This is a genomic window from Dokdonella immobilis (genome assembly GCF_900115085.1).
GTDB classification, from domain to species: domain Bacteria; phylum Pseudomonadota; class Gammaproteobacteria; order Xanthomonadales; family Rhodanobacteraceae; genus Dokdonella; species Dokdonella immobilis.
This window is the reverse complement of the sequence record NZ_FOVF01000017.1, coordinates 54,201-80,914: the sequence shown is the minus strand read 5'-3', so window position 1 is coordinate 80,914 and position 26,714 is coordinate 54,201. Positions and strand designations below refer to the sequence as shown.

Genomic DNA, 26,714 nt, shown 5'->3' with positions numbered 1-26,714 from the left:
TCAGAACAACAGCGTCGACATGCGCCGCCGGTAGCGACCGACCAGTTCCGCATCGTCGATGAACAGGAAGGCGGCGATCAGGCGTTTGCGCGCCTGGCCCTCGTTCCAGTGGCGGTCGATTTCGAGGATGGCGAGGAATTGGTCGAGCCCGGCTTCAAGCTGGCCATCGATGAGCAGGCGCACGCCGAGCAGGTCGCGCGCCGCGAGATCTTTCGAATCGCGCGCGATGCGCGCTTCGAGTTCCGCAGCGGGCGGCGCATCCTTGAGCAGGTCGACGAATTCGAGCTGGCCACGCAGGCGCTTGGCCCGGTCGTCGCTCTCGAGATTGGCCGGCAGGGCATCGAGTTCGGCCCGGGCCGCAGCGGCATTGCCGGCCTGCATGTGGGCAACGGCGAGATCGAGCTTCAGTTCGGCGCGATCCGGTGCGGCGGCGATTTCCTGCTGCAGGCGGGCGATTGCCTGTTCGGGCGATTCGGCAGGCTTGTCGGCGTCGGACTCGGCGGCTTCGTCGGCGGCCGCGGGCGCGCCGGCGTGGCGGACGAGGAACTCGCGGATCTCGTTTTCCGGCAAGGCTCCGGCGAAGCCATCGGCCGGCTGGCCATCACGCACGATGACCACGGTCGGCACGCTGCGGATGCCGAACATCGCGGCAACCTGCGGCTGGCTGTCGACCTCGATGCGGGCCAGGCGGACCGCACCCTGGTACTCGCCGACCAGTTTCCCCAGCAGTTCGCCGAGTTTGACGCTGACCTCGCTGCGCGGGGTCCAGAAATCGACCAGGACCGGCAGCGCCATCGAGGCCTGGAGCAGTTCCGCTTCGAAATTCGCCGCGGTGATATCGATGCTGTGGGTGGGTGGGGCGCTTGGAAAATCGGGCACTTTGACTCCTGGGCGATGGGAAGCCCCAAGGACTTCGGGTTGGCGCGAAGGATATCAAGGCGACCCGGAGCCGACGGGATTGACAGTTCGCGATGGTGAAATGTAATGTATACCGTACATATTGTAATGACGGTGTGACAACATGCGTGTTCCGAATTCCGCCCTGTTCTGGTTGCTGGCCCCCGCCTCCCTCGCCTTGTGGCTGATCCTGGTGACGCCGACGCGCTGGCTCGGCATCGACACGGGCGCGGCGGGCACCGGGCTCCTGCTGCTGACGGCCTGGGCCGGTCTGTGGCTGTCCACGCGCATTCCGCCAAACCGCGAATCGGCTGTCTCCCCCGGCGAAGTGCGCCAGTGGGTGGCGCTGGCCTTCAGCGGCGCTATCGCAGCGTTCCTCGTCGCCAACGCCGACGCCATCGCGCGCGCTGAAAAGGCTGCGGACCTGGCTGGCCTCGGGCGCACGGTCGCCATGCTGGTGGTTGGCTGGATCGTGTTTTCCGCGGTGCTGCGTCAGCGCGCCCACGCCGGCGTGCAGGAGGACGAACGCGATCGGGACGTGCAGCGGCGTGCCGATAGCGGTTCCCACACCGCGATCTGCCTGTTCGTGATCGCGGTTGCGGTAACGCTGGGCCTGTCGCCTGCCGATCGACTGGCATGGGCGACACCGGTCGTCATTGCGCACCTGCTGATCCTTGCCCTGGTCCTGGCCAGTCTGGTCGGCTGCATCGTTGCGATCTGGCATTACCGGCGGGCCGCCAGCGAAGGCGCGGTGACATGAGTGGCACGCCGGTCGGCAATCACATTCGCCGGCTGCGTTTCGAGACAGGGGAGATGACCCAGAGCGACCTGGCCGAACGTGCCGGCATCACCCGCCAGACCGTGATCGCCCTGGAGGCCGGCAAGTACGCACCTTCGCTGGAACTGGCATTCCGCATCGCCCACGCCTTCGGACGACCGGTCGGCGAGGTGTTCTTCTGGGCGGATCAGCACTGACGCTGAGGCAAGGTCGCGAAATCGAGGTCGCCGCGCCGCAGCGCCAATGCGGCATGCGCTGGCTACCAGCCTGCGTTGACGTCGAAGCGGATGCGGTGGGTGTGTTCGGAGAGGCCGTCGCGCAATTCGCGGAAGCCGGACAGGCGCAGGCTCCAGGTGCGGTCGATGCCGTAGGCGATCCAGGCGAGCTGGCCGCGCATGTTGCTGTGGAACCACCAGTCGTCGGAGTTGAACGCGGCGAGCACGGCCTCGCGCTGGATACGGTGCAGGGCGAGGCCGAATTCGAGTCCGCCCGGTTGGCGATGGTCGCCGGCGCTGAGGCTGATGCGGCCGCCGTCGCGGGCGAAATCCGCGCCGAAATTGCGCACCAGGTCGATGCGCAGGTCGATCGGCCAGTTGCCGAGTTCGGCATGTCCGCCGAACTGCAGGTCGAGCAGCCGGTAGTCGCTGCGATAGGCGCCGGCTGCGATCGCGTTGGTGCGCCCCAGGCCCTGGCGGGCCAGTACGTCGAGGTTGGAAAATGCCAGCCACGAGAGGCTGGCGTTCGCCCGCAGCGGTGCGCCTTCGCGCCAGTTCCAGCTGACCTGCGCGGCACCGATGCGCGAATCGTCACTGTACAGGTGCAGGCCGGCGAAATAGCCGGCAACGAGGTGCAGGCGATCGAAATCGCCGAGCGCGATCGAACGCTCGAAGGCGATGCCGCCCGGACGCAGATCCGGATCCCACAGCATCGGCGAGAGGTCGAGCGGCAGCGGCGCCTTGCCGAACTGCAGGCTGGCGTTTTCGCTGGCGCGCCAGCGCACGAGGACCTGGTCGACGCCGAAATCGTTGCTGCGCTCGTTGTCGTTGTTGCGCCGGTTGTCGGCATTGTCGTCACTGCCGAGGGCGAGACGGGCCGAACCGACGAATTCCCAGGACGGCGCGAACAGCCAGGTCAGGCCATAGCGCAGCCGGCCGCGCGTGCGATCGAAGTCGTCGCGCCCGTTCGGCAAGCCCGAGACGCGATCGTGGCCGAGCCAGAGATCGCCGCCGAAGCTGATCGTGTGCGATGGTTGTTCGTCGGTGCCGGCAAGGATCGCGTCGGTGCCGGTTTCCTGCGCGGGCGCGAGGCCGGGCAGGGTGCAGGCGAGCGCAGCGAGGCCAAGGATGGCGCGCAGCGGAAGGTTGCAATATGCATTCATGGAAGTCTTCCGTGATGATGCGCGGACATGGCTCAGCTGCGCAGGCGCGAGAGGGCGAGGCCGAGCTCGGCGGCGCTGGCGTAGCGCTCCTCGCGGGCACTGCGCACGCAGCGCAGGATGACCGCCTCGAGTTCGGCGGGGATGTCAGGCCACAGTACTGACGGGCGCACCGGTTCGTCGCTGATCTGGGCCTGGTAGATGTCCATGGTATTGGCGCCGGCGAAGGGCATGCCGCCGCAGAACATTTCGCTCATCAGCACGCCGCAGGCGTAGATGTCGGCGCGCTCGTCGACTTCGCCGCCGGACAACTGTTCCGGCGAACAGTAATCCGGCGTGCCCACGAAGGTGCCGGCTTCGGTCTGGCCCGGCGTGCTGCGACGGACCGGGCGGGCGATGCCGAAGTCCATCAGCTTGGCGTTGCCATTCGCTTCGAGGATCAGGTTCTCGGGTTTGATGTCGCGGTGGAGCACGCCGACCTCGTGGGCCGCGCCGAGGCCGGCGGCGAGCTGGCGGGCGATGCGCAAGGCCGCCGAGTAGGGCACGCGCTTGGCTTCGCTGAGCAGGTAGCGCAGGGTCAGGCCGCGGACATACTCCATCGAGATGTACGGACGCCCATCGACGTCGCCGAAATCGAAGGTGCGCAGCACGTTCGGATGGGTGATCTTGCGGGCCAGCTTGATTTCGCTTTTCAGGCGCTCGAGCTGTTCCTGGTCGACCAGCATGCCCGGACGCAGCATTTTCAGGGCGACGATGTCGTCGAGCTCGATGTCATGGGCCTTGTAGACGATGCCCATGCCGCCGGCGCCGAGCTGCGAAATGACCCGATAGCGCCCGCCGAGGATCGTGCCCGAGACGATCGGCCCTGACTGGCTGACCGCCGGGCGCTGGACCGGCTTGGGTGCCGCCACCTGGCGCTGAACGATCGTCGTTGCGGTCTCCTCGCAGAGCGGCGGCAAGGCGCCGTCGGCCAGGGCGTAGAAGTTCTTGCCGCTGTAGCCGCCCGCGGCGACGACGAGGGCGCCCGCGCCCAGGGTCGGCTTCAGCGCTTCGCCGGTTGCCCGCGTGAACAACAGCTGGCCGGGCGCCGCTTCGCAGAGCAGGCGGTCGCCGTGCGCGATCGGCGTGCCGAGGGCGATCGCCTCGTCGGGCCGACCGTGCATGCCGATTGCGCGGACGAGTTCGCCGTCGATCAGGGCGCCCGAGGGCAATGCCAGGTTCAGGTGCCGGCAGTCGCGCATGATCGTCGCCCAGACCCGCGCTGCATCGTGCAGGCGGCGCGGGCCGGCGAAGGCCAATCGCCAGCGCGCGCCATCCATCCGCTCGAGATCGACCTCTTCGCTGGCCGCGATCGAGAGCAACAGGTCGTGCACGCCGCCGTGGGCGTCGACGCGTTGCACGGGATCGGTTTCGCGGTCGACGGTGCCGAGCAGGTGGCGGAATTCGACTTCGAGCAGGGCCAGGATTTCGCGTTGCGGCAGCATCCGTGGCGTCATCGAAACCGGTGCCGCGACCGGCTCGGCCGCCGGTTCGGGCAGGAAGCGCGCCATCTGGCCGACGTAGCCTTCCATGTCGTTCTTTTCGCGCAGGTCCGAGAGCAGCTTGTCGAAGGCGCGGGCGAGGCGGCCGAGCACGTCGCTTCGATCAGTACCGACGTGGGTGCGGTAGTCGCCGGCCGCGGCGGCTTCGGCGGCTTCGGCCATGGTCCCGATCGGACGCAGGATATGCCGGGCGAGCAGGATCGACAGCAGGATCGCGCCGACCATCGAAGCCAGGCCGGCGAGCACGACGCGATTGAGGATGGCGCGATAGCTGGCCGTGATCTGCTCGGTCGAGGACATGATCGCGACGCTGCCGAGGCGGCCCTCGCCGGGCGCCGCGGCCGGAACGAAGCGCGCGCTCCATTCCTGTCCGGAGAAGCGCATCGGCACGTGATCGAGGCTGCCACCCGTCTTGACGACCGGCAGCCAGTCGCCGCGATGGGCTGCAAACAGGGTGCCGAGTTCGGCTGCCGCGGCCGGTTCGAGCGAGCTGGCGACCAGGCTGGCGCCGTCGTCGGTCGGCAGCCAGAACGCGATCTCGGCACCGCTGACCTTGGCCACGGACTGCGAGAGCGTGTCGCTGACCGAGAGCGCGACGAGCAGGAAGCCGACCAAGTCCTGGTCGCGGGCGAGCGGCATGATCGCGGCCTGGTAGAGGCGATCGCCGAGCCGCCAGTAGCCGCTGATCGGCGTTCCGCTCTGCAGGGCCGCCGCCACGAGCGGGTCGTCGGCCAGCGAGGCCGCAAACGATTCGTTCTGGTCGGTGCGTGCCAGCAGGTCGCCATTGGCGTCGAGCAGGATCGCCAGATCCATGCCGAAATCGCGCTGGCGCTCGAGCAGCAGGTCGCGCATCGAACCGGTGTCCGGCGCGGCTTCCTCACCGCCGAGACCGGGCAGGCTGCCGAACCCTGATGCGTCGGCGATGTACTTGACGAAGCCGGCGTCGGCGGCGATCAGGCGTACGGCCAGTTGCAACTGGTCGAGGCGGCGCTGTTCGAATTCGCGCTGCACCGCGGCGCTCGTATTGACTGCCTTGTCGACGGCCTGGCCGGCGATTTCGCGGCCCTGCACATAGGTGACGAAGACCGCCGCGCCGACCGCCAGGGCAATCAGCAGGGCCATGCCGAGGAACAGGCGCAGCGCCAGCGGCACCGTGATTCGGCCGCGCTGGAGGCGACGGTCAATAGGCCGCATTCGCGCTCCTTCCGTAGGGTTTGCCGAACTTGTTCATATGTTGCGGAATGCGCCGCAGGTTGAGGTCGAGGACGATATCCGTCGGCGCCGTTTCGCCAGGTTCTGCCTTGATGTGCCAGGGCTTGGCGCGGTCGTGCCAGACCACGAGGTCGCCGCGCCCGGCCGGCAGGTCGGCCAGCACGAAGCGCCCGTCCTTGCCCGGTCGGGTGAAGTAGGGCGTATCGAGGACGAGGATGTGGCCGACCATGGAATGGTGGACATTGCAGTAGACCCGCACATAGCCGGGTTGCGAGAAGGTGACCTGCTTGCCCTCGCCTTCGGAGTAGAGGCCGACGTCGAAGGCGTTGTCCTTCGAGGTCGAGAAGGCGTTGTGCAGGATCGTGTCCTGGTTCGGAAAGCGGACCACGCTGCCGACGACGATCGGCAGGATGTGCGGCTCGAACTGCTTGCGCAGCGTGCTCATGACATATTCGGTGGTCGGCGGGGTCAGTGGTCCGACCGCGGCCGGGCGGAAATAGACCACCGCTTCGGCGGCCTCCTCGGCGCGCAGCGGCTTGCCATCGACGACCAGGCTGACCCGGCCTTCGAGTCCTGCCGCCATCGCCCACGCCGGCAGTGCCAGCAGAAATGTCAGAAAAATCCGCATGTCGATCCCCTCGACCCTGCCCGGATCATACTGCAGGCAGGTCGTGGAAGGGCCGATCCGGCGCGGCCTGCCTGACCACGGCCAGCGGTTCGGTTACTTGCGTGTGCGCGTGGACTTCCTGCTTGCCGACGTCTTTTTCGAGGCAGCTTTTGCTTTCGCGTTCGATGCGGCCCGTGGTTTCGCTCGGGTCTTGGCGTTCGCGGCTGCCTTCGGCGTTTCCCGCGCCGCGGGCTTCGGCGCTTTCGCCGCGGGCCGCAGTCCCTTCAGGAAATCGGCGAACGGCAGGTCGGGCAACTCCATGCCGGTCGATCCGAGTGCATCGACCGACTGCTGCCGCCAGGCCTCGAACGCTTCCTGCAGGCCCTGGGCGAAGGCGGCCTGGTTGCCGACCGCGTTTTCAACCGAAGCCTGCAGCGGGGGCGCGTCCTCGCGCAACGATTTCCAGAATTCCTCGCCGGGCATCGCCGCCAGCGCAGTCCAGTCGTTGCTGGTCAGTACGCGCTCGGTTTCGGCCATGGTGCGTTCGATCGCTTCACGGGTGCTGCTGGCGCCAAGCTGGGTCCAGCGTCGCCGGTTCTCCTGGAGCAGGGCGCCGAGGCGCAGGACCAGTTCGAGATTGGCCTTGTACAGGGCCAGGGGGGTCTTGGCATTCAGGGTCATGGTGGTCTCCTGGGATCGCAGTTCAGGAACACGTTGCAAGCATGGCACAGGCCCCTGCCACGCGCACGGACCGGTATCACGGCCGGACGGCGCCCGCACCGTCCTTGTAGACCACGCCGCCCTTCATGACGAAATCGACGTGCCGCATGCGCGAGATGTCGGCCAGCGGGTCGCCCGCCACGCCGATGATGTCGGCGAATTTTCCGGCTTCGAGACTGCCGATGTCGGCCGCGCGCCGCAGCAACGCCGCGGCCTGCGTGGTCGCGCTCTGCAGCACGAATGCCGGCGGCATACCGGCTTCGACCATGTAGCCGAATTCCTTCGCATTGTCGCCGTGCGGATAGACGCCGGCATCGGTGCCGAAGGCAATGCGGACCCCGGCCTTCCAGGCCTTGCCGGCCGTGGCCTGGATGATCGGGCCGACCTCTTCGGCCTTGCGCGCGATCTGTGGCGGGAACCAGCCTTCGCCAGCCTTCTCCTGCACATACTTGCCGGCGATGATGGTCGGCACGTACCAGGTGCCGTGCTGCTTCATGAGCTTCATGTCCTGTTCGTCCATGTAGGTGCCGTGTTCGATCGAATCGACGCCGGCGATCACGGCGCGCCGGATCGCCTCGGCGCCATGGGCGTGCGCGGCGACGCTGAACCCGTAGTCGTGCGCGGCCGCGACCACGGCCTCGATCTCGGCCACTGTCATCTGCGCGTTCTCCGCGCTGCTGCTTTCGTCCAGCACGCCGCCGGAGGGCATGATCTTGATCAGGTCGGCACCGTCCTTGTAATGCTGGCGCACCGCCTTCCAGGCATCGGCCGGCGAATTGATGATGCCGTTCTTCGCATCGGGATCGCCCTGCAGGTCCCAGCGGAAGCCGTTGCTCGGATCGGCGTGGCCGCCGGTCGTGCCGATCGGTCCGCCTGCCGTGAAGATGCGCGGGCCCGGCACCGTGCCGCGATTGATCGCGTTGCGCAGGGCGATCGAGGCATTGTCGCCGTCGCCGAGGTTGCGCACGGTGGTGAAGCCGGCTTCGAGCGTGCGTCGGGCATAGACGGTGCCGGCGATCGCGTCATCGGCCGGGTTCATGCGGAACTTGTCGCTGTAGGTCGACTTGCTGAACTGCATGGTCAGGTGGGTGTGGCTGTCGATCAAGCCGGGCAGGCAGGTCATGCCGGGATGGTCGATCACGCGCATGTCGGTGGTGGCGACGTCACCGGACTGGACCGACTGGATGCGTTCACCGACGACGATGATCGTGGTCGGGCCGAGCAGCTTGCCGGTGTTGGCGTCGAAGAAATGGTCGCAGCGCAGGGCGATCGGGGTCGTCCCGGATTCGTCGGCCAGCGCGTGGCTCGCGCTTGCGCAAAGGATGGCGGCACAGATCAGGCGACGGATCATCGGATTCTCCGGAAAGGGGGTCGGGGGCACGGCGTGCCGCTGCAGCGTGGCCGGTCGGGCAGGCAGCGAAGCAGGCGTCCCGGACTTATAGCGCGTGCGGCCGGGGTCGGCAAACCGGCGTCGGTTCGTGTTGCGGCGACGCGCCATGCATGGCGCGAAATCGCCCGCTGCGCTAGTCTGGCGAACATTTTTCAATGCCCAGCCGGCCCCCGGCGCCATCCTGAACATGACCGAGAAGACCTACGATCCGCAAGTGGTGGAAGCCGCTGCACAGACCTTCTGGACCACGACCCGCGCCTTCGAGGTCGTCGAGGACCCGAGCAAGCCGAAGTTCTTCTGCCTGTCGATGCTGCCGTATCCGTCCGGTGCGCTGCACATGGGCCACGTGCGCAACTACACGATCGGCGACGTCATCAGCCGCTACCAGCGCATGCTCGGCAAGAACGTGCTGCAGCCGATGGGCTGGGACGCGTTCGGGCTGCCGGCCGAAAACGCCGCGATCGCACGCAACACGGCGCCGGCCAAATGGACCTACGCCAACATCGAGCACATGCGTTCGCAACTGAAGACGATGGGCTATGCGATCGACTGGTCGCGCGAATTCGCCACCTGCAAGCCCGAGTACTACGTGCACGAGCAACGCATGTTCACGCGGCTCATGCAGAAGGGCCTGGTCTACCGCAAGAATTCGATCGTCAACTGGGACCCGGTCGACCAGACCGTGCTCGCCAACGAGCAGGTCATCGACGGCCGCGGCTGGCGTTCCGGCGCCGTCGTCGAAAAGCGCGAGATCCCGCAGTGGTTCCTCAAGATCACCGATTACGCACAGGAACTGCTCGACGGCCTCGACAAGCTGCCGGGCTGGCCGGAGTCGGTCAAGACCATGCAGCGCAACTGGATCGGGCGCTCCGAGGGCCTCGAGATCCGCTTCGATATCGAAGGCGGCGCCGAGCCGGTCACGGTGTTCACGACGCGTCCGGATACCCTGATGGGCGTCAGCTTCATTTCGGTCGCGGCCGAACATCCGCTGGCCCAGCTGGCCGCGAAGACGCAGCCCGAAGTCGCCGCCTTCATCGAGGAGTGCCGTCACGGCGGCACCGCCGAAGCGGACATCGAGACCCAGGAGAAGAAGGGCGTCGAGACGCACTTCAAGGCGATCCATCCGATCACCGGTGAGACCCTGCCGGTCTGGGTCGCCAATTTCGTCCTCATGAGCTACGGCACCGGCGCGGTCATGGCCGTGCCCGGGCACGACCAGCGCGACTGGGAATTCGCGACCAAATACGACCTGCTGATCCGCATGGTCATCGTCAGTGACGGCATTCGCGACGCGATCCGCGAGCTCGGCCGCGACGCGGCCGGCAACAAGGACGCGATGTCGGCCGCGCTCGGCGAGAGCCGGGCCATCGACGTGGTCGAGCCGGCCGGCGAAGTCGACCTGCTCGAGGAATTCGAGAAGCGCCTTATCGTCGACGGCGCCTTCACCGACTACGGCACCCTGGTCAATTCCGGCGAGTTCGACGGTCTCGACTTCCGGGGCGCCTTCGATGCGATTGCGACGCGCCTCGAGCAGGAAGGCAAGGGCGCGCGTCGGGTCAATTTCCGCCTGCGCGACTGGGGCGTCTCGCGCCAGCGCTACTGGGGCTGCCCGATTCCGGTCATCTACGACAAGGACGGCAACGCCCATCCGGTGCCCGAAGACCAGTTGCCGGTGCGCCTGCCCGAGGATGTCGAATTCACCGGCGTGAAGTCGCCGATCAAGGCTGACCCGGAATGGCGCAAGACGGTCAGCCCGGTCGACGGCAGCCCGGCCGAACGCGAGACCGACACCTTCGACACCTTCATGGAATCGAGCTGGTACTACGCGCGCTACACCTCGCCGGGCGCCGGCGACATGGTCGATGGCCGGGTCAACTACTGGGCGCCGGTCGACCAGTACATCGGCGGCATCGAGCACGCGATCCTGCACCTGCTGTACTTCCGCTTCTACCACAAGCTGCTGCGCGACTGCGGCTTCGTCGACAGCGACGAGCCGGCGATCAACCTGCTCTGCCAGGGCATGGTCGTCGCCGAGACTTTCTATCGCGAGGACGCGCAGGGCCGCAAGGAATGGATCAATCCGGCCGATGTCGAGATGCAGCGCGACGACAAGGGTCGCGTGATCGGCGCCGTGCTCAAGGCCGACGGCCAGACGGTCTCGATCGGCGGCACCGAGAAGATGGCGAAGTCGAAGAACAACGGCGTCGATCCCGAGTCGATGGTGCGCAAATACGGCGCCGACACGGTGCGCCTGTTCGCCATGTTCGCGGCACCGCCGGACCAGTCGCTGGAATGGAACGAGGCCGGCGTCGAGGGCATGTCGCGCTTCCTCAAGCGGCTCTGGCGCGAACTGCATGCGCATGTGGCCCAGCCCGATCATCCTGAAGTCGATGCGGCGAAACTCGACGCCGCGCAGAAGACTCTGCGCCGGCAGATCCACGAGACGATCAACAAGGTCTCCGACGACTTCGGTCGCCGCCACGCCTTCAATACGGCGATCGCCGCGCTGATGGAATTGCTCAACGCGGTGACGAAGTTCGACGACATGAGCGACCAGGGCCGTGCGGTGCGCCATGAAGCGTTCGAGACGATCGTGCTGCTGCTCAATCCGATCACGCCGCACATCTGCCATGCGCTGTGGCAATCGCTGGGACACGGTGAAACCCTGATCGAAGACCAGCCCTGGCCGCAGGCCGACGCGGCTGCGCTGGTGCGCGATTCGGTGACCCTCGCCGTGCAGGTCAATGGCAAGCTGCGCGGAACGATCGAGGTGGTGGCTTCGGCATCGAAGGAGGAATGCGAGCGCGCGGCGCTGGCCGAGCCCTCGGTGCGTCCGCACGTCGATGGCCAGACCATCCGCAAGGTCGTCGTCGTGCCCGGCAAGATCGTCAATATCGTCGTCTAGTCCGGCCGGTTGCCAGCCTCCTTCCCCCCCTGGGAGAAGGTGCCAAAGGCGGATGAGGGTCTGGGCGAAGCACGTTGCTGACGGCGCGGCGCACCCTCATCCGGCGCTTCGCGCCACCTTCTCCCGGCGGGAGAAGGGGAGCCTTCGGTGCGATTTCGTCACGACTCCGCGCCCTGGCATTTCCTTCTCCCCCTGGGAGACGGTGCCGAAGGCGGAATGAGGGTCCGGGCGAAGCACGTCGCTGACGGCGCGGCGCACCCTCATCCGGCGCTTCGCGCCACCTTCTCCCGGCAGGAGAAGGGGAGCCTTCGGTGCGACTTCTTCCTGACCCGGTTCGAGGCACGACCGACAAGTTCCGCTATGCTTCGCCCACGCCATTCGTTTCAGGTGCCCATGAACATCCATCGTTTCGTTTTCGTCGTGCTGTTCGCCGGACTGCTCTCGGCCTGCGGTTTCCATCTGCGCGGCGAAGCGCAGTTGTCGCCGGCCATGCAGGTGCTTTCCATCGAAGGCGCCGATGCATTGAGTCCACTCGGGCGCGACCTGCGCAAGGCGCTGGATCGCACCGGCGCGCGCGTGGTCGAGGCGGGTACTGAAGGTGCGGCCGTGCTGCGCATCGGCAGCAACCAGTTCCGCACCGACGTGCTCTCGGTCGGCGGCAATGCGCGGGCCAATGAGTACACGATCCGCTACCACGTCGAATTCGATGTCGTTGGCCCCGGCGCCACCCCGCTGCTGGCGAAGCAGACGATCGAGCTGAGCCGCGATTTCACCTTCGACGCGACCCAGGCCCTCGGCATTGCCGCCGAACAGGATTTGCTGACCGGCGAACTGCAGCGCGACATGGTCCAGGCCATCCTGCGCCGGCTCGAAGCGGCCGGGCGCACGACGCCCTGACAGGGCAGTCGGTCCCGGAATGGAAATCCGTGATGCCGCAGAGGCGGACTTCGAGCGCATCCTTGCCCTCAACGACGCCGAAGTAGCGCAGACCAGCCCGATGGACCGTTCGCGCCTGGTCGAACTCGACGGCCTCGCTGCGCTGCACTGGGTGGCCGTCGATGACGCGCAAGTGGTCGCCTTCCTGCTCGCCATGCGCGAAGGCCTCGGCTACGACAGCGAGAACTACCGCTGGTTCGCCACACGCTATCCACGCTTTCTCTATGTCGACCGCATCGTCGTCGATGCGTCACATGCCGGACAGGGTATCGGCGCGCGACTCTACCGCCGCCTGTTCGACCAGGCCCGCGCGAGCGGGGTGGCGCAGATTGCCTGCGAGTACAACCTCGATCCGCCGAATCCGGCCTCGCAGGCCTTCCATGCGCGCTTCGGTTTTGCCGAAGTGGGGCGGCAGCCGGTCGCTGGCGGCCGCAAGACCGTGTCCCTGCAACTGGCCGAGGTCGTTGACCGGATCCATTGAGATCAATCGCCGGTCGCACGGCGTGATCGAACAGGGTCGTCAGGTCCTGGTCGGATCGGCGACACTGCCTGCATGACCGGTCCCGGAATCCGCACTCCCTTGCTCGGCACGAGCCTGCTCGCCTGGCGCAATCTCAGCCATGATCGGGCGCGCTTCATCGTGACCCTGATCGGGGTCGGTTTCTCGGTCCTGCTGATGGGCGTCGAACTCGGTCTGCTGGTCGGCTTCGCGCGGACCACCTCGGGCCTGGTCGATCATTCACGCGCGGATCTCTGGATTGCGCCAGCCGGAACCACCAATGTCGACATCGCCGGACGCCTCGACGAGCGCCGCCGTTTCCAGGCCCTGGCCGTGCCCGGGGTCGCCACGGTCGGCAAGTTGATGCTGCAATTCGGTTTCTGGAAGAAGCCCGATGGCGGCAACGAGAGCGTCAGCCTGGTCGGCATCGAGCTCGACTCCGACAAGCTGCAACCGTGGAATCTGGTCGAGGGCCGCGTGGCCGACCTGCAGCAGCAGGATGCGGTGATCATCGACCGGCTCTATGCGGACAAGCTCGGCGTGCATGCCATCGGCGATACCGTCGAGATCAATTCGCGGCGCGCGCGCATCGTCGGTTTCACCGAGGGCCTGCGCACGTTCACTCAGAGTCCGTACGTGTGGATGACCCATCGCAATGCCCTGGTCTATCCGAACTACCGGCCCGACCAGACCACGTATCTGCTGGTCTCGCTGAAGCCGGGAGCCGATGCCGGGCAGGTCAGGCGCGCCTTGCGCGAGCGCCTCGGCCGGGTCGATGTCTGGCATCGCGCCGACTTCGCGCGGCAGGCGCAGAAATACTGGCTGATCACGACCGGCGCCGGTTCCGCGCTGCTGCTCTCGGCCCTGCTCGGACTGGTCGTCGGCATCGTCATCGTCGGCCAGACCCTGTACGCGACCACGGTCGACCGTCTGCCCGAGTACGCCACGCTGCGCGCGATCGGTGCGCCGGCGGCCTACCTCAACCGCGTCATCCTGAAACAGGCGGCGATCAGCGCGGCCTTCGGCTTCGGCCTCGGCACTCTCGCCGTGTACGTGATCGTCGCGATCACCTCGTACGGCAACGTGGCCGTGATCGTGCCGTTCTGGCTCGTGCTCGTGCTCGCCGCGCTGACCATCTTCATGTGCATGTTCGGGGCGCTGATCTCGATCCGGCGCCTGGTCCGCATCGACCCGACCAGCGTGTTCGCATGAGTACGCCCCTGCTCAGGCTGGAAGGGGTCGGCGTTACCTACGGCAGCGGCGCGACCGCGCTGGCCGCGCTGGTCGGCATCAGCCTCGAAATCAGCGCCGGCGAGGTCACCCTGCTGCTAGGACCGAGCGGGTCCGGCAAAACGACTCTGCTGCAGGTAATGGGCTGCCTGCTGCGTCCGGGCCAAGGGCGGGTCGTGCTCGATGGCCGGCCGCTCGAGACCCTGGGCGCGGAGGCGCTGGCCGCGCTGCGCCTGGCCCATGTCGGCTTCGTGTTCCAGCACTACAACCTGTTTCCGACCCTGCGTGCCTGGGAAAACGTGGCGGTCGCCCTCGACCTGAAGCAGGTGCCGAGGAATCGCCAGAACGCGCAGGCCATGCACCTGCTCGACAAGCTCGGCATGGGCGACCGCGCCAGCCATTTCCCGGCCGAACTCTCGGGCGGCCAGAAGCAGCGCGTCGCGATCGCCCGCGCCCTGGCCGGTTCGCCGAACCTGATCCTCGCCGACGAACCGACCGCCGCACTCGATGGCAAGACCGGCCAGGGCGTGGTCGCGACCCTGCATGACCTGGCCCATCGCGAGAATTGTGCGGTGGTCATCGTCAGCCATGATCCGCGCGTGGAGCCGTTCGCCGATCGCGTCCTGCATCTCGAGGACGGCCGCCTCACCGATGACCGACGCGCGGCGGGGAATCAGGCATGATCGACGCCATGCGCTACCTGCCACGACTGCCGCGCCTGCCGCGCCTCGTCATCGCTCGTCTGTCCACTCTCGTGCTCGCCTGCGCGTTCGCCCTGCTGCTCGGCGCCTGTGGCGAGGATCGAGCGGACGGGCAGGATGCCGCGGCGCTGCGCGCGACCGGTGCGCGCATCGCCGCCGGCGGCCTGGTCGAGCCGGTCAACGAGGAGCGCGTGATCATTCCGCAGATTTCCGGACGCCTGCAGCGGGTCCTGATCGAGGAGGGCGACAGCGTCAGTGCCGGCCAGCTCATCGCCGAAATCGAAAACGCCGAGTTGCGCGCGGCCATGGCTACTGCTGCGGCTGAGGTTGATTTGCGTCAGGCCGAACTCGATGCGCTGAAAAATGGTGCGCGGGCCGAGGAAATCGCTGTCGCCGCGGCCTCGCTGGCGGCCGCGGATGCCGCTGCGCGTCTGGCTGCGGAGACCTTCAAGCGCAACCAACCGCTGCTTGCCGACGGACGGATCAGCCAGTCGCGTTTCGACGAAGTGCGGGCCGCCGCAGACACGGCCACGGCGGAACGTGCACGCGCGGCAGCCAGCCTGGCCCTGCTCCGCGCCGGGGCGCGCAGCGAGGACGTGCGCGCAGCCGAGGCGCGCCTGGGCGCGGCCCATGCCGAGCGCCAGCGCGCCGAGGCGCTGTTCAAGAAGTCGCAGGTCCGCTCGCCGGTCGACGGCATCGTGCTCAAGCGCGACCTGCGCGAAGGCGAGACCGTGGTCGCCCTGTCGCCGCTGCCGCTGGCGCGCATCGGCGATACCCGCCAGTTGCATGTGCGTGCCGACATCGACGAACTCGATATCGATCGCATCCGGGTTGGCCAGTCCGCCGAAATTCGCAGCGATGCGTTCGGCGACCGACGCTTCGCCGGGAAGGTCATCCACATCAGCCAGCGCATGGGGCGACGCAACCTCAGCTCCGGCGACCCCGCCGAAAAGCAGGACGCGAAGATTCTCGAGGCCCTGATCCTGCTCGACGGCCATCCCGCCCTGCCGGTCGGCCTGCGCGTCGATGTGTTCATCGATACCGGGAAGGTGACCACGGGCGCCAGCGGCACCTGAGGCTCGAATCCAGGCGCATTCGGACTGCAGGCTTAGGCCTTCCGTCCGAGCATGGCCGAATCTGACGCGTATCGTCGCTGCGCGCTGAGTCGTGCGCGCATCCTGGGTGCATGACGCATTCCATCTCAAGGGCGCATCGCCCATTCGCAAATCTGAAACCGACTCGCCGCGGTCGAGTTGCGAACTTTTGTTTCGATTGTCCGCGCACCGGATCGCGAACGCCTGTTGATCGCTTACCCTGCTGTTCATCCGGTTTCGCCCGACGATTTTCGACGGCTTTAATCTGCATGGCCGTTTCGGCTTTCCGGTGTTGCACGACGTGGTGCGCAAGCGGGGCCCGGACGCGGTTGCAGCGTCGGGAGATCCTGCTCCCACCACCATGACGATTCGGTTACGCGAGGAAATCTGGCGTGGGAATTGCTTGGAGTGGCCTCGCCATTCCGCTCGCGCCGTCTTGTTCGACATCCAACAGTTCCGGGGACTTCATGCACTACGCAATCAAGTGGGTACTTGCCACGTTCTTCATGCTGGCCGCAAGCAGCGCGCTGGCCCAGCAGACCTTCACCAAGACGCGCATCAGCGGCGCCGGGCCATTCAATACGAATACGACGGTCACCTATCGGCTGCAGGGTTCGTGCAACAACCTCGTCTCGGGTTGCGGCACCCTGCGCATCGAGGATGCGTTCCCGGCCGAGCTGGTCATGGCCAACTGCCCGGTCTCGGCCTTTTTCAACAGCATCACCTGCACGGCTGGCAGCAATACCCTGGTGCTGGTGCGCAACAGCTACGCCGGCGGCGACAGTTTCTCGCTCGACGTCAACCTGCGCATCGTTCCCGACATCACCGTGGCGGTCACCGACGTGGTCAACCGCGGGGTCGCCGGCATCAACGGCTTCGTCTGTCCACCGCCGCCGCAGAATGCAGCGATCGGCGGACCGCGACCGCCATTGCCGCCGGATACCGTTGATTGCAGCTACGCCGAGGCCGCGCCGGTCGGTGTCAATGCGCCGACGCCGCGGTACACGGTGCGCAAGCAGCGCCAGGATCCGGCCACATCGCTGGCCGTCGCTGCCGGCGAAGCGGTCACCTATCGCGTGCAGATCTGCTCGACCTCGGCCAGTGGCAACATGCCGATCACCAGCGCGACCCTGGTCGACACCCTGCCGGACGTGCCTGGCCTGACCGCAGCAAGCGTCGAGAACAGTGGTGGTGGCATCGTCGCTGCCGGTCCGCCGGTGACGATCACCTGGACCCTCGACGACTCGACACCGCCGGCCACCGGGCTGCAGAACCTGCACACCGGAACAGCCTGCGCCAACCGTACGTTCGTGGTGCGCTATCCGTTCGGTCTGCCGGTCGGCACCGCGATCAACAATGTCGCCAACGCGACGATCGTACCGGTCAGCGGCGCTCCGGTCGGTATCGGTCCGGGCGTGCGCAATGACACGATCGGCGACCCTGCAGCGGACGGCACCTCGAACAAGAGCGCGCCCGATGTCGCTCCGGGCAGCGGCAACCCGATCGTCTACAGCATCACCGCGAACACCAACAACTCGAACGTGCGAGTACCGAACTTCACCGTGGTCGAGCGCTTCCCGCAGGCCCTGGCAGCGTTGCCGCCCGGCATCACGTTTGCCTCGGTCAGCAGCGGGCGCTGGAATTCGCCGGCCGACGGTGCGGTCAGCAGCGACATGCGCGCGACCGTCGAATACACGACGTTGCCGGTCGGTCCCGGCAACTTGTGCGACTTCTCGGCCACCACCGCGCTGGCGACCAACATCGCAAGTCCGGGCGCCTCGATCACCTGGAACGTGCCGGGCGACATCGCCGCCAGCGCCACCTGCATGCGCTGGGTCTTCACCGACCTTGGCGCGAACGGACCGGACACGCCACGCAATTTCGCCTTCACGACCTCGCCGCAGGTGCGCTACGACGTCGGTTCGAGTCCGCCCGTGATCGTGCCCTCAGCCATAGAGAACTGCACCTATGTGAATTTCAGCGGTGGGCCGGCGACGCCGGCAGTGCGCTGCGCGAACGTGCGGGTGGAAGAGGGCACGCCCTCGGTGCGCCCGTCGAAGTCCGCCAATCCGACCATCGCGGCACCCGGTGCAGCGATCGACTTCACGCTCAACGCCGACCATGTCGGTGGGGACAGCACGGCGCCGATCGTCAATCCGGTCATCTCCGACTGGTTGCCGATCCAGCTCGAGTTCGTCAGCCTGGTCAGCACCACGCCGGGCGGCGGCGTGCTGCAGGTGATTCCGGACTACGGCAGCACCGGGCGCACCCTGGTCCGGGTCGCCTTCACCGGCAGTTTCGCGGTGGGCTCTCCCGGCCCCCAGGTGGTGATTCGTGCCCGCGTCCGCGAGGGCGTGCCGGCCAACCTGTCGCCAGCTGCTGCCTACCTCAACGACATGGCTGTATTCCTCGACCCGGGTCCGTCCGGTGCATTCACCTGCCCGAACAACAGTGCGCCGAGCGTCGACGTCGATGATCTCGACAACGACGGCTCGACGACCGACCTGATGTGCCCGACCTCGGCGACATTCCGCGTGTCCGAAGCGTTCCTGCTCGGAGGCGAGAAATGGGTCGAAGGCGATCCGTCCCTGGCCGTAGTCGGCGACCCGTCGCAGGCGGCTGTGGCCACCGACAATTCGGCGTGTCCCGACTACGACACCAATTTCGGCGGTCCGCCGTCGAGCTTTACCCGTTTCCCTTGCGTGGCGCGCACCGATCATGGCGGCAACTTCCGCTATCGTCTGCGCCTGGCCAATGCCGGCAACCGCCTGCTCGAGGAATACGTCGTCTACGACACGATACCGTTCATCGGCGATACCGGCGTCGGCGGTCCGCTCAGTGGCACGGCACGGCTGAGCCGTTGGGCGCCCGTACTGGATGGTCCGCTGTCGGCGACCGTGGTCGTGCCTGCGCTGATCCAGGTGGTCAACCCGGGCCTCGATCCCGTCACCTATGCGAGTGCTGCGGCGGTGCAGATCGAATACACGACCACGCCGAACTTCTGTCGCGGCCAGGTGCGCACGAGCAACTATTCGCCGGCGCAGGCCGGTACCGCGGCCATCGAGAATTCATTCCCTGCCGCTTGCACGCCTGGGACCTGGAGTACCGCAGTGCCGGTGCCGGCCTCGGCCACGACCGGTTTCCGCATCCGTGCATTCTCGAACCTGACCTCGCCAGCGGCGACCACGCAGTGGGTCGCCGGCACCTACCTCGAGGTCGATGTGCCGATGCGCGCGCCGGCCACCGGTGCGCCGCCGAGCTACGTCAGCGGCACCGCGCCGGCGATTCGCGGCAACACGGCGGTCTTCAATCCGTCATGGAATTCGTTCGCCCATCGCGTTTTCCAGGAATCCGCGACGATCGCCGCCGACCTGCTGCCGACCGCCGAACCGCCTAAAGTCGGCGTGATCCTTCCCGAGCGCTACCGCCTCGGCAATCTGGTCTGGCGCGATGACGGCGCCGGCAACCCGACCCAGCGCAACAACGGCCGCGCCGACAGTGGCGAACCCGGCATCGATGGGGTGACCGTGCTGCTGTGTCGGGATACCGATGGCACCGCGGGTCCGAGTGCCGGCGATACGCTGCAGGCGACGACGGTCACGGCAACCGTGGCCGGCAATCCCGGCAAATATGCGTTCACCGACCTCCTGGCCGGCAACGACTACTACGTCGCGATTGCCAACACGCCGGCCCAGCTTGCATTGAACGGCCTGTTCTCGACCGTGCCGGATGAAGCCAGCCCGAACGCCGATGGCGACAACAACGACAATGGCGCGATCCTCGGCGTCAGCGTCTGCGGCGGTACGCCGAACTCGATCGCCTCTGGCCTGATCAGTCTCGGACCGGTCGCCGGCTCGCCGCCGGTCGCGCCCGAGCCGACCAGCGAGACGCTGCGCTTCGGCGGTGCCGACGACGATGCCGACGGCAACACGGTCTTCCCGGACTCGGCCTCGAACTACAGCGTCGACTTCGGCTTCGTGCAGCCGGTCGATCTCGGCGACGCGCCGAACTCGTACGGCACGCTGATCGCGAACAACGGTCCGGTCCATCCGGTCATCAACGCGCTGCGCCTGGGCGCCACGGTCGATACCGAAGTCGATGGTCAGCCCAATGTCGGCGCCGACGGCGATGACGGCAACGGTGTGCCGGATGACGAAGACGGCGTGAACGTCGCCGACCTGACCCAGTACATCGGCGCACCAGGCGACGTGCGGGTCAGCTACGACAACCCGAACCCGGGTGCGGCGTCGGCGCGCATCTGCGGCTTCATCGACTACGATGGCGATGGCGCGTTCGTAGGCGCCGGCGAAACCGCAACGCTCGATGTCGCCAATGGCAGCGGTTCGGCCACGTTGTCCTTCGGCATCGTGCCGCCCGGCTTCACCGGCCAGACCTACGCCCGATTCCGCATCAGCTCCGACACCGGCGTCGCCTGCGCCCCGACCGGACCGGCCAGCGACGGCGAAGTCGAGGATTACGTGGTCGATGTGCAGGACGCGGTCGACTTCGGCGACCTGCCCGACAGCGGCGCCGGGATCGGCCCGGGCAACTACGAAACCCTGATCGGCAGTGGCGGCCCGTCGCATGTGTTGCGCCCGGGCTTGCGCCTCGGCGCCTGCGAGGATGCCGAAATCAACGGCCAGCCGAATGTCGCCGCCAGTGGCGATGACCTCGGCGCCGGTACCCTGACCAATGGCAGCTGCGCGACGCCGGGCGACGACGAAGACGCAGTCGATCCGGCCTCGCTGGCCTTCCTGACGGGTGGCCCGGTCAACGTCATCGCCCTGGCCACCAACACGGTCGGAACAGGCGCCACGCTGTGCGGCTTCGTCGACCTCAATGGCGACGGCGATTTCGCCGATGCCAGCGAAACGGCCAGCGCGCCGGTGCCGAACGGCAGCAACGATGCGGCGATCGTGCTCAACTTCGGCGTGGCGCCGCCCGGCACGGTGCCGGCCGGTTACGCGCGATTCCGTCTGAGCACGGCCGGCGGCTGTTCGCCGAACGGCGCGGCGCCGGATGGCGAAGTCGAGGACTACGCGTTCACCGCCATCGTCACCGATCTCGGCGATCTGCCCGATCCCGCGGCCGGAACCGGCAACGGCAATTACCGGACCCTGCTCGCCGACGGCGGCGCCGTGCATCCGATCGTTGCCGGCCTGTTCATCGGCGCACGCGTCGATGCCGAAACGGACGGCCAACCGAACGTGATCGCCAGCGGCGACGACCTGCAGACCAGTGATGACGAGGATGGCGTCGATACCGCCAGCCTCGCCTTCGTGGTCGGCCAGCCCGGTTCGGTCCGGGTCAACGCGACCAACCTTGGCAGCACCGATGCGCGCCTCTGCGGTTTCATCGATTTCGACCAGGACGGCAGTTTCACGCCGGGCATCGAGGTGGCCTCGGTGATCGTGCCCAGCGGCAGCAACAACGCGACCTTGCTGCTGCCGTTCACGAAGCCGTTGAACACGCCGAGCGGTCCGACCTTCGCGCGTTTCCGCCTGAGTACCGACAGCGCCGGCGCCTGCGTCGAATCCGGTCTCGCCAGCGACGGCGAGGTCGAGGACTACGTCGTCGATGTGCGCCGCATCGATCTCGGCGATCTGCCCGACACCGGTGTCGGTAGCGGTCCCGGCAACTACCAGACCCTGATCGCCGACGGCGGGCCGCAGCACGATATCGTGCCGGGCCTGTTCATGGGCGCCTCGGTCGACAACGAGGCCGATGGCCAGCCGAGCGCGAATGCGGACGGTGACGATGCGATCGGCACGCTGGACGACGAGGACGGCGTCAACCTGACCGATCTCGACGATATCCAGGCCGGCTCGCATACGGTTCGCGTCACCGCCACCAACACGACCGGAAATGCCGCACGCATCTGCGGCTTCATCGACCTCAACGCCGACGGCGATTTCGGCGACACGGGCGAATCGGCGAGCGTGCCGGTGCCGAATGGCAGCAGCAACCTGCAGTTCCCGCTGGTCTTCGGACCGGTCGAACCCGCTTCACCGCTCAACTCGTATGCGCGCTTCCGCCTGAGTACGGCCAGCACGCCGTGCTCGCCGGTTGGCGCCGAGCCCGATGGCGAAGTCGAGGATTACGTGGTCCGCTTCCGCCCCTATGACTTCGGCGATCTGCCGGACAGCGCGGCGGGTACGGGGACGGGCGATTACAGCACACGCTTCGCCGACAACGGTCCGGCCCACGGCATCGTGCCGGGGCTGCATATCGGTGCCTGCGTCGATGACGAGGACGATGGCCAGGCCAACGCCGCGGCGAGCGGCGATGACGCGGGCGCGAGCGGATTCACCAGCGGCACCTGCGCGGTGCCCGGCGACGACGAAGACGGCGTGCAGCTGCGCCCGATCTACAACCAGGGCAGTCCGAGCACGACCCCGGCGACCGTGACCAATACGACCGGCAGTCCGGCCAGCTTGTGCAGTTTCATGGACTGGAACGGCGACGGAGATTTCGACGATGCCAACGAGAGCACGCAGCAGGCAATTCCGACCGGTACGGTCAACGGAAACGTCACGATCGACTTCGGCGTGGTGCCGCCCGGCAACGTGGCCAATCCGTACGCGCGGTTCCGCCTGTCGACGCAGACCGGCTGCTCGCCGACCGGCGTCGTCGCCGATGGCGAAGTCGAGGATTACCAGGTCGACAGCACCGGCGGTGCGATGAGCCTTGGCAACCTGGTTTGGGAAGATCTCGACAACAACGGCGTGGTCGACCCCGGCGAGCCGGGTATTGCGGGCGTTCCGGTGAACCTGTACCTCGATGCCAACAACGACGGCACGCCCGATGGCGCGGCGATCGACAGCACGGCCACCGATGGCAACGGCAACTACCTGTTCAGCGCCTTGCTGCCCGATACCTATCTGGTCGAGGTGCTCGCGCCGGACCGCTACATCGTCTCGACCGGCACCGGTCGGCGCTGGCTGCCGACCGGACCCTACGAGCCGGCGCCGGATCCCGACAACGACCTCGACAATGACGACAATGGCAGCTTGAACGGCGCCAGCGTCTGGTCGGCGCCGGTCACGCTGGTGGCCAAGGGCGAGCCGACCGACGACGGCGATGCCGATTTCAACTCGAACCTGAGCGTCGACTTCGGCTTGCTGACCAACTTCGACCTGGCCCTGCGCAAGACCCTCGCGCCGGGCCAGCTGGCGACCCTGCACATGGTCGGAGAGAACGTCGATTTCACGATCACGGTGTTCAACCAGGGCACGATTCCGGCGACCGACATCACGGTCATCGACCACATTCCGGTGCAACTGCAGTTGAACGATCCTAGCTGGACGGCCCTGGCGGGCAACCGCGCCAGCATCTCCATTGCGGGGCCGTTGGCGCCGGGTGCGAGCGTCGAACTGCCGTTGCGCCTGCGCCTGGTGCAGGCCTTCGGTGGAACCGTCATCAACAGCGCGGAAATCTCCAGTGCCGGAGATGAAATCGGCAATCCCATTCGCGACAAGGATTCCGATCCGGATGCCGATGCCGACAACGACGGACCGCCGCTCGACGATGCAATCGACAACCAGGGCCAGGACGAAGATGATGCCGATTTCGCCGGCGTCGGTGTCGCGGTCGGCATCCCGAGTCTGAATCTGTTCGGACTGCTGGCCCTGAGCGTCGTGCTTCTCGCCTTTGCGGCGCGCAGGCTGACCAGGACCCACGCCTAGCAGGGCCTGATGCCTCCCCGGCCAGGCCGGGGAGGCAATGGCCGGCAATCCGCGCAGATGCCGGGCGGAGGTCATCGCCGTTCGAGTCTCGTACAATCGCCCGATGCCTGCCCGAATCACCGATCTTCCGCGCCTGCTCGGCGCCAGCGAACTGAAGCCTGTCTGGCTGATCGCCGGCGCCGAACACCTGCTCGTGCTCGAGGCGGCCGATCGCCTGCGTGCCCGCAGCCGCGAACTCGGTTACGTCGAACGCGAGATCCACGATGTCGACAACCGCTTCGACTGGAACGAACTGGCCATGTCGGGTGCGGCGATGTCGTTGTTCGCGACCCGCCGTGTCATCGAATTGCGCATGCCGACCGGCAAGCCGGGCAAGGAAGGTTCGGCTGCGATCAGTGCCTGGTGCGCGGATCCACCGCCCGACACGTTGCTGCTGATCACGGCCCAGGAATGGAGCAAGCAGCACGAGGGCGCCTGGTACGCCGCCGTCGATCGCGCCGGCGTGGCCATGCCGGTCTGGCCGCTCAAGCGCGAGGAACTGCCGGGCTGGATTTCCGCGCGCATGAAGATGCATGGCGTAAAAGCGACGCGCGACGCGATCGAGCTGCTGGCCGAGCGCACCGAGGGCAACCTGCTCGCCGCCGCCCAGGAAATCGACAAGCTGGCCTTGCTGGTCGGCGATGCCGTGCTCGATATCGACATGCTCGAGACCAGTGTCGCCGATGACGCGCGCTTCGATGCATTCCGGCTGACCGACGCCGCCATCACCGGCGACGCCACGCGTGCCTTGCGCATGGTCGGCGGCCTGCGTGCCGAAGGCGCCGAAGCGATCCCGTTGCTGGGCTGGCTGCTGAACCAGCTGCGTGTGCTGTCGCGCCTGGCCCATGCGGGCGGCAATCTCAACCAGGCCTTCAAGACCGAACGCATCTGGGACGCCAAGCAGGCTGGCTTCAAGCGCGCACTGCAGGCCGGCAATGCCGCGCACTGGGAGCGCTGCATCGTCCAGGTCGGACGCATCGACCGCATCGCCAAGGGGCGCGCCGATGGCGACGTCTGGCGCGAGATCGAACGCCTGATCACGGCCATCGCGATACCCAGGCGCGGTGCGGAATTGCTCGGTGCAGCCTGAAGCACCGCGTCTGCTGGCGCTCTTCGGTGGTACCTTCGATCCGGTCCACCTCGGTCACCTGCGCGTGGCCTGGGAAGCGGCCGAATTCCTCGATGCCGAAGTCCGCCTGATGCCGGCCAACGTACCGCCGCATCGACCGCAACCGCAGGCCAGCGCCGCGCAGCGCCTGGCCATGTTGCGCGCCGCGCTGCGTGGCCAGGATCGCCTCCTGCTCGATGATCGCGAACTGCGGCGGGAGGGACCGTCATACACCGTCGACACCCTGACCGACCTGCGCGAGGAAATCGGCGCGACGCGGCCGGTCGTGCTGCTGGTCGGCGCCGACGCCTGGTCCGGCCTGCCGGGCTGGCATCGCTGGCAGGATCTGTTCGGGCTGGCCCATATCGGCGTGCTGACCCGCGCCGGACACGAGCCGCGCGAACCTGCCGAGTTGCAGCGACAGGTCGCAGCACGACGCACCGGCACAGTTGCAGACCTCGCAGACTCGGCTGCCGGCCGGGTCATCGACATCCGCGTGTCGGCGCTCGAGATATCGGCGACCCAGGTGCGCAACGAACTGGCCGCGGGTCGACAGCCACGCTATCTCGTGTCCGATGCGCTGCTCGCCGAGCCATCGCTGCTTTCGGCCTATGCCGCGCCGGGGTCTCAGCGTGACTGATCGCCGTTCGCCGTAGCGCGGTTGTCGGATTCACTGATCGTGACCACTACCTTGCCACGGGCATGCCCTTCTTCGAGGTAGCGTATCGCCTGCGGTAGTTGCTGCATCGGATAGACCCGATCGATGACCGGGGTCAGCCTGCCGGCATCGACGAGTTCGCCGAGGGTGACGAGGTCGGCCTGGTCCATCTGCGCCAGCATCATGCCCATCTGCTGGTCGACGAAGGGCGACATGGCTAAGGCCTTGAGCGCACCGGTCATCGGCCCGAGCCAGTTGCCCTTGGGCCCACCGACGATGACCAGCCGTCCATCCGCGGCCAGTACCCGCCGGATCTCGCCGATGCCGCGATTGCCGACCAGGTCGACGATGAGGTCGTAACGGACATCGCCACGGGTGAAGTCCTCGCGGGTGTAGTCGATGACATGATCGGCGCCGAGCGAATGCACCATGTCCAGGTTGCGCGTGCTGCAGACGCCGGTCACTTCGGCGCCGAGCGACTTGGCGATTTGAACCGCAAACGTGCCGACACCGCCCGATGCGCCGTTGACCAGGACCCTCTGTCCGGGCTGGAGCCGACCTTCATCGCGCAATGCCTGCAGCGCGGTGATCGCCGCGATCGGAATCGCGGCGGCCTGTTCGAAGGTCAGGCGCTCGGGCTTCAGCGCAAGGGCTCGACTCTGGCGCACCGTCACGTAGTCGGCAAAGGCGCCACCGGCGCCGCCGAATACCGCATCTCCGGGCTTGAATGTCTTGACGTCCTTGCCAACCGCTTCGACGACACCGGCGAAGTCGACGCCGAGACGCGGATCCTCGGGCGCGCCGATACCGCTGCCCATGCGCATGATGTAGGGCGTGCCGTGCAGGTAATGCCAGTCGAGCGGGTTGACGCTGGCCGCGTGGACCCTGACCAGGATCTGATCGTCCGCGGGCAGCGGCTTGGCCAGGGTTTCGAGCTTGAGGACATCGGCCGAACCGTAGCAACGATAGGCCCACGCCTTCATCGGCGCCGAACCGTTCGCTGCGACAGGTGACTCACCGCAGGCCGAATCGTGGCTGATGACCAGCGCGAACGCGCCCAGCGCGACCAGCGCCAGCACGAACAGGATGCGCATGAAGCGGAAGATGCGGGCCATCGGCCATACTCCTTGTGTCGATCGTTGACGCCAGTGCGATGCGAGACCCGGATCGCCGTATCGATCATCCCCGACAGATTCGGGTCGGGTGGACTTTGCACAGGCCGGCCCGCCGCCGGAAGGTGGTCCGCGACGGACGACGGCCTCGCGCAGACCGGCTACGCTATCGGCGGATTGGCGACCGAGCCCGCGGCCCGCAGGATAGCGGGCCTGCCTGCAGTTGC

Annotated in this window: 18 protein-coding genes; 11 read left to right on the top strand and 7 right to left on the bottom strand. The window is 67.2% G+C overall.

The annotated features are described in order from the left end of the window. Window positions 1–879 carry a tetratricopeptide repeat protein gene (locus BM125_RS12255; RefSeq protein ID WP_245778908.1) on the bottom strand — a complete coding sequence of 293 codons (879 nt, stop codon included), beginning with the start codon at window positions 877–879 and terminating at the stop codon, window positions 1–3. A gap of 142 nt (window positions 880–1,021) precedes the next feature. Between BM125_RS12255 and BM125_RS12250 the strand changes: the two genes are divergently transcribed. After that, a complete protein-coding gene (locus BM125_RS12250) occupies window positions 1,022–1,657 on the top strand; it encodes a hypothetical protein (protein WP_092408352.1) in 636 nt (211 codons plus the stop codon). Beyond that, window positions 1,654–1,872: a helix-turn-helix transcriptional regulator gene (locus BM125_RS12245; RefSeq protein ID WP_092408350.1), complete on the top strand. Its 219-nt coding sequence runs from the start codon at window positions 1,654–1,656 to the stop codon at window positions 1,870–1,872. Before BM125_RS12250 ends, BM125_RS12245 begins: the two co-directional genes overlap by 4 nt. Window positions 1,873–1,934: 62 nt before the next feature. On the opposite strand, the gene BM125_RS12240 is transcribed toward BM125_RS12245, so the two are convergent. The 5 genes from BM125_RS12240 to BM125_RS12220 all read right to left on the bottom strand — a co-directional run bounded on the left by BM125_RS12240 (window position 1,935) and on the right by BM125_RS12220 (window position 8,481). Then, entirely contained in the window at window positions 1,935–3,053 is a 1,119-nt protein-coding gene (locus BM125_RS12240; RefSeq protein ID WP_092408348.1) for a putative porin, read from the bottom strand. Between the two features lie 32 nt (window positions 3,054–3,085). Beyond that, window positions 3,086–5,785 carry a protein kinase domain-containing protein gene (locus BM125_RS12235; protein WP_092408346.1) on the bottom strand — a complete coding sequence of 900 codons (2,700 nt, stop codon included), beginning with the start codon at window positions 5,783–5,785 and terminating at the stop codon, window positions 3,086–3,088. Then, complete coding sequence (locus BM125_RS12230) at window positions 5,772–6,431, bottom strand: cupredoxin domain-containing protein (RefSeq protein WP_092408344.1); 660 nt, start codon at window positions 6,429–6,431, stop codon at window positions 5,772–5,774. Before BM125_RS12230 ends, BM125_RS12235 begins: the two co-directional genes overlap by 14 nt. A gap of 93 nt (window positions 6,432–6,524) precedes the next feature. After that, window positions 6,525–7,091: a hypothetical protein gene (locus BM125_RS12225; protein ID WP_092408342.1), complete on the bottom strand. Its 567-nt coding sequence runs from the start codon at window positions 7,089–7,091 to the stop codon at window positions 6,525–6,527. A gap of 76 nt (window positions 7,092–7,167) precedes the next feature. After that, window positions 7,168–8,481, bottom strand: a complete 1,314-nt coding sequence (locus tag BM125_RS12220; protein ID WP_092408340.1) for a metal-dependent hydrolase family protein — start codon at window positions 8,479–8,481, stop codon at window positions 7,168–7,170. 226 nt (window positions 8,482–8,707) lie between these two features. Here BM125_RS12220 and leuS point away from each other — a divergent pair, with 226 nt between their 5' ends. From leuS to nadD, 9 genes are all read left to right on the top strand, one after another. Beyond that, a complete protein-coding gene (gene leuS / locus BM125_RS12215; RefSeq protein WP_092408401.1) occupies window positions 8,708–11,425 on the top strand; it encodes a leucine--tRNA ligase in 2,718 nt (905 codons plus the stop codon). Between the two features lie 393 nt (window positions 11,426–11,818). Further along, complete coding sequence (locus BM125_RS12210) at window positions 11,819–12,322, top strand: LPS-assembly lipoprotein LptE (protein ID WP_175498060.1); 504 nt, start codon at window positions 11,819–11,821, stop codon at window positions 12,320–12,322. A gap of 19 nt (window positions 12,323–12,341) precedes the next feature. Further along, complete coding sequence (locus BM125_RS12205; protein WP_092408336.1) at window positions 12,342–12,842, top strand: GNAT family N-acetyltransferase; 501 nt, start codon at window positions 12,342–12,344, stop codon at window positions 12,840–12,842. 72 nt (window positions 12,843–12,914) lie between these two features. Then, the gene (locus BM125_RS12200) at window positions 12,915–14,072 is read left to right on the top strand and encodes an ABC transporter permease (protein WP_092408334.1); all 1,158 of its coding nucleotides are present in this window, start codon (window positions 12,915–12,917) and stop codon (window positions 14,070–14,072) included. Beyond that, the gene (locus tag BM125_RS12195) at window positions 14,069–14,773 is read left to right on the top strand and encodes an ABC transporter ATP-binding protein (protein WP_092408332.1); all 705 of its coding nucleotides are present in this window, start codon (window positions 14,069–14,071) and stop codon (window positions 14,771–14,773) included. Before BM125_RS12200 ends, BM125_RS12195 begins: the two co-directional genes overlap by 4 nt. Next, window positions 14,770–15,867, top strand: a complete 1,098-nt coding sequence (locus BM125_RS12190) for an HlyD family secretion protein (RefSeq protein ID WP_092408331.1) — start codon at window positions 14,770–14,772, stop codon at window positions 15,865–15,867. Before BM125_RS12195 ends, BM125_RS12190 begins: the two co-directional genes overlap by 4 nt. A gap of 485 nt (window positions 15,868–16,352) precedes the next feature. Beyond that, window positions 16,353–23,570 carry a GEVED domain-containing protein gene (locus BM125_RS12185; protein ID WP_092408329.1) on the top strand — a complete coding sequence of 2,406 codons (7,218 nt, stop codon included), beginning with the start codon at window positions 16,353–16,355 and terminating at the stop codon, window positions 23,568–23,570. 103 nt (window positions 23,571–23,673) lie between these two features. Then, a complete protein-coding gene (holA, locus tag BM125_RS12180) occupies window positions 23,674–24,699 on the top strand; it encodes a DNA polymerase III subunit delta (protein WP_092408399.1) in 1,026 nt (341 codons plus the stop codon). Beyond that, window positions 24,689–25,357, top strand: a complete 669-nt coding sequence (gene nadD, locus BM125_RS12175) for a nicotinate-nucleotide adenylyltransferase (protein WP_092408327.1) — start codon at window positions 24,689–24,691, stop codon at window positions 25,355–25,357. The genes holA and nadD overlap by 11 nt, the downstream gene beginning before the upstream one ends. On the opposite strand, the gene BM125_RS12170 is transcribed toward nadD, so the two are convergent. After that, complete coding sequence (locus BM125_RS12170; protein WP_217647862.1) at window positions 25,345–26,490, bottom strand: NAD(P)-dependent alcohol dehydrogenase; 1,146 nt, start codon at window positions 26,488–26,490, stop codon at window positions 25,345–25,347. The genes nadD and BM125_RS12170 overlap by 13 nt on opposite strands. Window positions 26,491–26,714 lie beyond the last annotated feature (224 nt).